Consider the following 8,922-nt stretch of genomic DNA (forward strand, 5'->3'; position numbering starts at 1 on the left):
AAGAGAGGGCCGCCGACTGCACATCGGCAGCCCTATCTCACATCATCGCAAAAAATTCCATTTCTCCTCAATAGGAGAATTCCATTCGCCCTCTCGGACTCGACCGAGATAGGCGAAAGGTCGGTTTCGGGGCATTGGTCAGAAGAAACGCGGGAAAGGCTCTGCTCTCCCGCGTTAAGTAGTCTAACCAAGTCTTCAGGAGACTCTTTTACCCAGTTTGATCAAAGACTGCTTCTAGAACTGTCCCTTCACTCCGACGGTCCACTGGGTGCCGAAACGTTCCTCGCGCTCGAGGATGAATTGGCGCTCGCCAGAAGAGTCTGGAAGGTAGTAGCCCTGGCGATGCGGAGCATCGTTGAGGTTACGGGCGTTCAGGAAGAGCGTAGCGCGATCGTTGATACGATAGCCCAGGTCGAAATCGAGCGACTTGCGTTCCTCACGGAACAGAGCCGCGTCGCCTTCCACGCCATTGAGCATGTACCCACGCTGCGAGCCGCCGATCTCATCGCCACGAATGTTCCAGCGAAGCTTGAAGTCGAGAGGACCGTAATCGAAGAGGTAGCCATAGTTGACGGTCTTCTTCGCGAAGTCCTGGAAGTCGTTCTGATAAGGACTAGCATCGCCTTCCGCGTTGGTGGAGAGGAAGGTACCGTTCGCATAGATGCTGGATCCCTGCAGCCAAGCCGGCAGACCATCGAAGTCGAGATCCTGCTTCCAGTTCACTTCCAATCCTTCGATGGTGGCATCAGCAACGTTGGTAGTCGCCTCGAGCTCGTGAACGAAGGTAGTGCCGAGCGTGTTCGGGTGCAGGTTCCAACGGTCGATGTCAGCCTGTGTCACTGGCGTGTTGCCGAGAACGAATTGAGGCAGCTTGTAGAACTCGAGATCAGCCTGCGTAGCGTCGCGCGTCACCGTCTTGATGAAGTTCGTCATGTCGTTTTTGAAAACGGACACGGAGAACAAGCCGGTGTCGCTGTAGTAGTACTCAGCGGTGATGTCGAAGTTGTCCGATTCGCGAGGAAGAAGCCCTGGATTGGTCACCTCGATGGTGCCGCGAGCGTTCGCATCAGTAAGCTCGTAGTCGGGGTCGTCCGGGTCGAGGCCATTGTCGAGCTCCGGAGTCTCGATCACGGTAGGACCAAACATGTCGCCGAAATCGGGACGACCGATCGTATTCGCATAGCTGATACGAAGCAACAGATTCTTATTGATGTCGTACTTGATGTGAACGCTCGGATGAATGTTGTCGTAGTTCGATGTACGCTCAGAGGTTTCGAAGAAGAAATCGGTCGCGGAATTCACGTAGTTGTTGCTGGATACCTCCGGTACCAAGCCCCAAACCGAGGTGTCCTCGTAGCGGGCTCCTGCGAGCACGGACAGCTTGCCATCAAGCATTTCCAACTGACCCATGGCGTAGGCCGCGTCGATGTCTTCCTGCATTTCGAACCAGGTGCCGATCGTGTTGTTGACGGCGCGGTTGCCATCGAGTTCCCAGCGAGTGCGATTGGTGCTCCACAGATCGTGGATCTTGTAAATGCTGGGCCAGTCGAAACCTTCGTACCCGAATCCTGGGGAGTGTCCGGAGAACTTGTCGTCGCGAATGGTATCGAACCAGATGCGTTCGCCGTCTTTGTTGTAGCCTTCGTAGTCGTAGCGCAGCTCCAGCTGGTAGCCCTCGCGCTCCTGACGAGAGGTGCGCACTCCGAACTGGAAGTAGCCTTGGTTCTCGCCCCAAGTGAAGTTCCTGCGAGCGTTGACGCGCAGGCCGCTGATGCGGTCGACCGATTCCTTCGGACGCTCGCGAGTGCGGCGCAGCTCGAAGTTGCTCAGCGTCAACCCCCGGTCGGGCAGGAGATTCATATCCTCGTCGTAGACCTTGATGTCGGAGAAAGCGACCATGTCGCCGTTACCCTGATTGAATTCGATGAACGCCTCGTCGCCACGACCGCCTGCTTCCCAGGTTTCCATCATGCCACGAGCGCTGTCTGCATAGTGGTTGGTCGCTTCGGAATGGGAGTAGCCGTAGTCGATTTCCCAATCGTTCACGTAGTGCTTCATACCCGCGTCGAGGTGATAGGTGTTTCCATACTTGTTGCGGAAGGATCCACCGTAGGAAATGCCGCGCTCCTCGCCGAAGGTGTAGGAGTTGTCGCTCACGTCGTCGGTGGAGCCGCTGACGCTGTCAGGGGTTTCATCCGCATCCAGATCATTGATACGCCAGCCGACGTTGCGATTGAACCAGGTGGCGTCGTAGCTGTTGACCTGTCCCTTGAAGGAGAAGGTGGTGTCATCGTTCACCTTGAAGTCGATGTTGGAGGAGAAGGACTCGCGAGTGGTCTTCTTCGGTCCATCCTGGATTTCCAAGCGCTTGAAGTAAACGTCCTCAGGGCCGCCGTTGCCGCCTTCCGGCTCCAGCTCCCATTCCCGCCAGCGGAAACGCTGCTGCACATTGTACATGTTGGACTGCTTGTAGGTCATGGCAACGCCAAGACGATCGTCCATGAACACGTCCGAATAGTTGAGCTCCACGCCAGGCAGCACCTTGGTGCGCTTGGTGTCCGCTTCCCAGCCTGGGGTCGGATTCAAGGAAGCCTCCTCGTCGTTGAAGTTCATGGAGAGCTTGTAGCTGAACTGGCGTCCTTGAGCGAAGGCGTTCTTGCTCACCAGGTTGACGGAGCCGCCGATGGCGTTAGCGGACATGTCCGGTCGTGGAAGCTTGGATACTTCGAGCATCTCCACGTTCGCCAGCGAAACCTGCTCGAGCTCGAAGGAACGAATCTTGTTGCCCGAACCGGCGCTGGCCATCTGAGAGCCGTCAACCGTCACCTGCGTGAAGGCCGGGCTCATGCCGCGCATCTTGATGGCGCGAACGTCCGCCGCCACGTAGTTCACCGAAACGCCCGGCAAATTCTTCAGGTACTCGCCGATGTTGCCTTCGGCGATCTCCCCGAACGCCTCGGCGTGCTGCACGGAAATGAGGTTCGCGGAATTGCGCTGCTCGTTGAGGGCTATGGCGTCACTGTTGTGAGTGCTCCCGTCGACCTCGAAGGCTTCCAATTCGAACACCTCCTCATCGCTGAGAGATTCGAATCGGCTGGAGCGCAGGGAGATGTCGGCGCCACTGCTGACACCGGTGCCCACGTCCACCATCACGCTGCCATCACTCAGGCCCACGAACTTGGCCGTGACCGTGTGGCTTCCCACCGGCACGTTCTGCAAGCGGTACTCGCCGTATTCGTTGGTGTAGGCGGTTTGCCCCGTCTCGTCCACCACCACCTGGGCGTTAGAGAGGTATTTTCCAGTGGTCGCGTTCTTGACGCGGCCGCGAATGGATCCGGTCTCCTGACCGTAACCATCTACAATCATAACGAACGCGAAGAGAAACAGAGGTATGCTTCTCAAAGCCATTCGCGAAAAACGGCGGTAAGCCGTAGCTAAGGTTTGTTTGCTGTAGAATGACATTTTGGAGTAGGTTCTAGTTTTTCGCCAAGAAAACTTACACGTGTGGGTTTTGGGGCTAAAAAAAATAGGCCCGGAGTCCAGGCGCTAGTTTTCTTTGGAAAGGTATCTCGGCATTTGTGTTCAGCGTCAGGAGGAGTGTCAACTCATTTCCTCTGTCGCTCTACGTGATTTTTCAAAGGAGAGCGATCTCACACGTGCTGGCACTTACCGGTTTACAAATCGGATTTATCTCTAAAGAATGCTCTGTAAGATGCGCTTTTTGACTCGTTTTTCCCTGTTTTTCTTACTCGTCTTTTATTTCGATCCCGCTCCCCGAACGACGGCCCTTGCCGAGCACAAGGCGCATCATGCGAACAAAACGCGGAAAGGCAAACCGGACAGCGATTTCAACCCCTGGTCCGCCTACAGGGATCGATCGGAGTCGGACAGAGCCCTCATAGACCTGACGCTCGCCAAAGAATTGGAATTCATCGACAGGGAGGCGCCTCTGCCTGTCGCCAACGGGGCGTCTCATGATTTCGATCCGGAAGCGGAGGATTCCTGGTACCGCTCCCCAACGGCGCGCGACCTCGCTCGGGCGATGGTGAGCTACCAGTCGCCGGCCGGGGGCTGGAACAAGAACCTGCCCTATCATGAGGGGCCACGCCAGCCAGGCCAGGCCTTCGGCCGCAATAGCAACTACACCGCCACCTTCGACAACGGAGCGACCATTTCCGAAATCCGATTCCTGGCTCGCTTCCATCGGCTCAACGGCTCCGAAGCCGCTCGAGACGCGGTCGAATCGGGACTGAGATACGTCCTCCGATCCCAGTATCCAAGCGGCGGCTGGCCGCAGGTCTACCCGCTCGCAGGCTCCTATCACGACGCCATGACCTTCAACGATGGCGCCATGACGAATATCGCCGAGCTGCTGGTCGATATCGAATCGGGGCACCAGGACTTCCACTGGCTGGATCATGATCTTGAGACCGCTTTGAGCCAATCGCGAAACAGAGCCATCGACGTCATCCTGGCTTCCCAGATAAAGCAGAACGAGGTCCTCTCTGGCTGGTGCCAGCAGCACGACCCGGTAACGCTCGCCCCGGCCTCCGCCCGGGCTTACGAGATGATCAGTCTATCGAGCAAGGAAAGCTCCCAGATCCTCGACCTCCTCATCTCCCTGCCCGACCCAACTCCCGAGATCCTCGACAGCATTCGCGGAGTGGCGAGCTGGCTGAATAAGGTGCGGTTCGATGACATTTCCGTCAGGCGCGAGGCAAACGGCGACCGCATCGTGGTCGATCAGCCCGGCGAACGCCCGATCTGGGCGCGCTTCTACGAAATCGAAACCAACCGCCCGCTCTTCGGGGATCGAGACGGCTCCCTTCACTACAAGCTCGAGGAAATCTCCTTCGAACGACGCAGAGGCTACGCCTGGTACATGAGCGATCCGGCCTCCACTCTGAATCGATACGAAAAATGGAAAGCGAAACGAGAAAAGCAGCTTGCCACGACTCCTTAAAACGGCGCTTCCGAGCTCGCCTTGAAGCGATGCAGGCCGCCTGCGTGCGTGTAGCTTAGCTCCGTACCCACGCAATGGAGACAAAGCCGTTTGATCTGTTTCGACTTGGCCACAAGCTTGTTGCGCTTGAAATCGCCATAGGTTCGGTCTCCGACGATCGGCAGTCCACGCTTGGAGCTTTGAATACGCAGCTGATGAGTTCGCCCCGTGACCGGCATCAGGGTCAGTCGCGACATCAATGGCATGCCGGGAAGCGATTCGGCCTTGACCAGTTTCGTTTCCGCCTGCAGGCCCGATCCAGACGACGCTCTCACTCCACCTTCCGCCTTGCGAACGCTCAACCGGTCCTTCCAAATGGGAGACCCGCGTCTTGGAATCCCGAATACAAGGGCACAATAGGTCTTCCTGACCTGCTTTCGTTCGAAGGCCAATAGGACCGCCGACGCCACCGCTTCGTCCAGAGCCAGCAAAACAATGCCAGAAGTCGCCGAATCGAGACGGTTCAACAAATAGACATGCCGTTCCACTTGCCCCTCTTCGTCCACGATCTCGTAGCGCTCCGCCTCCTCCTCGTAGTTCGCGTTCAGCAACGATCTTGAGCGATCCCCTTTTCTGTTGGGATGCGACAGCGTGCCCTCTGGCTTTTCGATCGCCATCAGACCGTTTCCATCGCAGCGCAGCACTCGAACGCCTCGCGTCCACGGCAACCGACTCGCTATATCCGAAAAATCCATACGAATGCCTAGCTCAACGATCTTTGCCTACCCAGCGCAAGCCGCTTCCGCGCAGCGTATGCCATCGAGGGCGGCCGAAACGATACCGCCAGCGAAACCGGCTCCCTCCCCGCACGGATAGAGCTTTTCCAGCTCCGGATGCTGCAGGGTCGTATCCAGACGCGGGATACGAACTGGCGAGCTCGTTCGCGTCTCGAAGCCGATGAGGTTGCATTCTTCGGTGATGTATCCGCGCATCGACTTGCCGAACCCCTCCAGCCCTTCCTTCATGCGCCAGGCGACCGATTCCGGAAGCAGCTCGTGCAAGGCGGCGCTGGTCAATCCGGGGAAGTAGCTGGATCCCGGCAGCGAATCGGAAACCTTGGCTTTCAGGAAATCAGTCACTCGCTGGGCGGGCGCCTTCTGCATGCCGCCCCCCGCCCTGGAAGCCAAGCGCTCCAGCTCCTTCTGGTAGGCGATGCCCGCCAGCACACCGAACTCTGCCCGATACGCTTCGGTGTCCTCCGGCTCCACCGTCACCACCAGACCGCTGTTGGAGAACGGCGAGTCCCGGCGGGCCAACGACATGCCGTTGACCACCACTTCGTCGTTTTCCGTAGCCGACGGCACGATAAAGCCGCCAGGGCACATGCAAAACGAGTGCACTCCTCTGCCCTCGATCTTGGTCGCGAGTCGATACTTGGCCGCGGGCAGAATCCTAGGCCGCTCCTGTCCCAAGTCGTAGTGGTATTGGATGCTGTCGATCAGGGCTTGCGAATGCTCGATGCGCACCCCCACCGCGAAGGGCTTCTGCTCCAAAAGCACCCCTTCCGCCTGCAGCAAACGATAGATGTCACGAGCGCTGTGCCCGGTGGCCAAAATCACTGCCTCGCCGAGAAACTCCTGCCCCTGCCGCGAGACCACCCCGCGGATCCGTCGCCCATCAGCGGAGCGAACCAGACCCTCCACGCGCGACTCGAAATGAACCTCTCCGCCCGCGGCGATGATCGATTCGCGAATGGCCCGCACCACGTTGGGCAGGAGATTCGAACCGATGTGCGGATGAGCGTCGGTGAGGATCTGCTGGGGAGCCCCGTGGGCCACCAGCGTCTCGTAGACCGATCGCACCGGGCCTCGCTTGGTGGCCCGCGTGTAGAGCTTGCCGTCGGAGAACGTGCCGGCGCCACCTTCGCCAAAGCAGTAGTTGGAATCCTCGATCACGATCCCCTTGCGCAGGATGGGAGCCAAGTCGAAGCGACGCGCCATGGCATCCTTTCCTCGCTCGAGGATCACCGGCTTGAACCCGAGCTCGATCGCCCGCAAGGCGGCGAACATGCCCGCCGGGCCGCAGCCGACGATGACGATTCGCTTGGCGGCCGGGTCAAGCTGGGCGTAGCTCGGCTCCAGGGAAGGCTCCTCCGGCAAGGGACCGCCCTGAGACAGCTCGAGGCGCAGCTGGATGCGAACCGGCTTCTGCCGAGCGTCGATGGAGTGCTTGCGCAAACGAATGTCCGCGATCGAATTGGGGTGGATCCTTAACTTGCGAGAGGCCCGCTTTTTCCACACCTCGACATTCTCCGACTGGTCAAGCGGGAGGACGATATCGACCGTGAGGATTTTGACAGGCTTCATTCCCCCATGCCAGATAGCGACAGCCGTTTCCTAGGCAATCCCTAAAGCCCACCACCCTCATAGGGCTTTCCCTAGCTCGACCCCTCACTGCGCCCAGAGCGGGCGGAAATGCGCGAAATGCGCTTTTCTCCGCCCGGCAGGCTCGAAATTTCGTTCATATACGGGAATAAACGAGCCTCCAGTCGGCTCTAACGCTATACAGAACCAACGACCACCGCCGCATGCCGCCCGAACTGAAGACCATCGTCGACGACCACTACCAGAACCTCTATCGTTTCGCCTACAGCTTGACGCGGTCCTCCGACGACGCCTGGGATCTCACCCAAGAGGCCTTTCTGCGACTCGCCCAAAAACGCTCCAGCATCCGCTCCGCAAGCGCCATCAAATCGTGGCTCTACACCACACTCTATCGGGAATTCATCCGAGTCGCCAAAAAAGCCAAGCGCTTCGATCCCTGGGAAGAGCATGAATCCACCGCTCAGCCGAGCGATACCAGCCTAAACCAGATTCGAAAAGCCGAAGCCAACGATCTCCTGGACGCTCTGGGCCGACTGAAGACCGGCTACCGCCAAGTGGTGGCCCTCTACTACCTGGAAAGCTACTCCTACAAGCAGATATCCGAAATACTCGACATACCGATCGGCACCGTGATGTCCCGCCTCTCGCGAGGAAAAGACATGCTCAAAGCGGAGATCCAAGCTCCCAACGCCTCGCGAAACGAGAGGCTCGTCCCCTTTTCATCTCCCAAGCAAAGGCCTTCAAATGGATAGCCAAAAAGCAAAACTCATTCTCAGCAACTACACGCTCGGCCCGGAACCAAACGAGGACGAAACCTTCGACGCGGCGAGACGCTTCGCTGCCCAAGACCCCGAGCTCGCCAGCTGGTGGGAACGTCAGAAACAGGAGGACCGAGCCATTCAGGAAAAGCTCGACGCCAGCGCTCCGCCAGCAGATCTCCGCGCCGCCTTGCACGCCACCATCGAGTACCAGCAAAGCGCCAAGCGGCGACGCTTCGTCCTTCTCAGAAACTGGATTTCGCTCGCCGCAGCTTTCGTTCTCGGCATCGGAATCTATTATCAGTACGGGATCGACCGCAGCGACGACTACAGCGGTACGCTCACCCAGATGGCCTACCAGTACAGCGTCGATGGGCCTCGTCTCAAGTACTTCGACAAGGATACCCAAAATCTACGCCAATGGTTGACCTCGAACGGTTTCGATCTGCCTGAACAGCTTCCTCCGAAGTTGCTCGATCAGGAAGGCATCGGCTGCCGCCCCCTCGACTGGTCGACTCAGAGGGTCGCTTTGATGTGCTTCAACGCCGAGACCGTCTACCACCTTTTCATCGGACAGGAAGGCGATTTCCCTGAATTCGACGCGTCCTCGGAAATCGAATACGCTAGCTACGACGACGGCTGGACCATCAGCAAATGGAAGGACCAAGAGCATTTGTTCGTGCTCACCGCCAAGGCGCCGCCCGAGCAGATGTCTAACTACCTGGCCTCCAAATAGCCCAGCGAGCCGAACCTCCAGCGCAAGGCAGGGCGCGACCGCCGGGCGCGCCGACAAGAACGGATCCTGCAATGCGGCGCGCCGGGCCGTCGCGCCCTACCA

6 protein-coding genes are annotated in these 8,922 nt (G+C 58.5%); 3 read left to right on the plus strand and 3 right to left on the minus strand.

The genetic code is table 11. From position 1 onward, the window contains the following. Positions 1-234: 234 nt before the first annotated feature. Positions 235-3,366 carry a TonB-dependent receptor gene (locus QEH54_RS20320; RefSeq protein WP_309020551.1) on the minus strand — a complete coding sequence of 1,044 codons (3,132 nt, stop codon included), beginning with the start codon at positions 3,364-3,366 and terminating at the stop codon, positions 235-237. Between the two features lie 346 nt (positions 3,367-3,712). Between QEH54_RS20320 and pelA the strand changes: the two genes are divergently transcribed. Further along, a complete protein-coding gene (pelA, locus tag QEH54_RS20325) occupies positions 3,713-4,963 on the plus strand; it encodes a pectate lyase (RefSeq protein ID WP_309020552.1) in 1,251 nt (416 codons plus the stop codon). Here the strand turns inward: pelA and QEH54_RS20330 are convergent. Both QEH54_RS20330 and QEH54_RS20335 read right to left on the minus strand, forming a co-directional pair. Further along, the gene (locus QEH54_RS20330; RefSeq protein ID WP_309020553.1) at positions 4,960-5,697 is read right to left on the minus strand and encodes a pseudouridine synthase; all 738 of its coding nucleotides are present in this window, start codon (positions 5,695-5,697) and stop codon (positions 4,960-4,962) included. The genes pelA and QEH54_RS20330 overlap by 4 nt on opposite strands. 27 nt (positions 5,698-5,724) lie before the next feature. Further along, a complete protein-coding gene (locus tag QEH54_RS20335; protein WP_309020554.1) occupies positions 5,725-7,308 on the minus strand; it encodes an FAD-dependent protein in 1,584 nt (527 codons plus the stop codon). Positions 7,309-7,529: 221 nt separating this feature from the next. Here QEH54_RS20335 and QEH54_RS20340 point away from each other — a divergent pair, with 221 nt between their 5' ends. Together QEH54_RS20340 and QEH54_RS20345 are read left to right on the plus strand one after the other, a co-directional pair. Beyond that, entirely contained in the window at positions 7,530-8,078 is a 549-nt protein-coding gene (locus tag QEH54_RS20340) for an RNA polymerase sigma factor (RefSeq protein ID WP_309020555.1), read from the plus strand. After that, positions 8,071-8,820, plus strand: a complete 750-nt coding sequence (locus tag QEH54_RS20345) for a hypothetical protein (RefSeq protein WP_309020556.1) — start codon at positions 8,071-8,073, stop codon at positions 8,818-8,820. The genes QEH54_RS20340 and QEH54_RS20345 overlap by 8 nt, the downstream gene beginning before the upstream one ends. The last annotated feature ends 102 nt before the right edge of the window (positions 8,821-8,922 follow it).

The organism is Pelagicoccus sp. SDUM812003 (genome assembly GCF_031127815.1).
Lineage (GTDB): Bacteria > Verrucomicrobiota > Verrucomicrobiia > Opitutales > Opitutaceae > Pelagicoccus.

Coding starts and splice junctions, on each gene's coding strand:
- QEH54_RS20340 (WP_309020555.1), top strand. CDS start 7,530: ATGCCGCCCGAACTGAAGACCATCGTCGACGACCACTACCAGAACCTC.
- QEH54_RS20330 (WP_309020553.1), bottom strand. CDS start 5,697: ATGGATTTTTCGGATATAGCGAGTCGGTTGCCGTGGACGCGAGGCGTT.
- pelA (WP_309020552.1), top strand. CDS start 3,713: ATGCGCTTTTTGACTCGTTTTTCCCTGTTTTTCTTACTCGTCTTTTAT.
- QEH54_RS20335 (WP_309020554.1), bottom strand. CDS start 7,308: ATGAAGCCTGTCAAAATCCTCACGGTCGATATCGTCCTCCCGCTTGAC.
- QEH54_RS20345 (WP_309020556.1), top strand. CDS start 8,071: ATGGATAGCCAAAAAGCAAAACTCATTCTCAGCAACTACACGCTCGGC.
- QEH54_RS20320 (WP_309020551.1), bottom strand. CDS start 3,366: ATGATTGTAGATGGTTACGGTCAGGAGACCGGATCCATTCGCGGCCGC.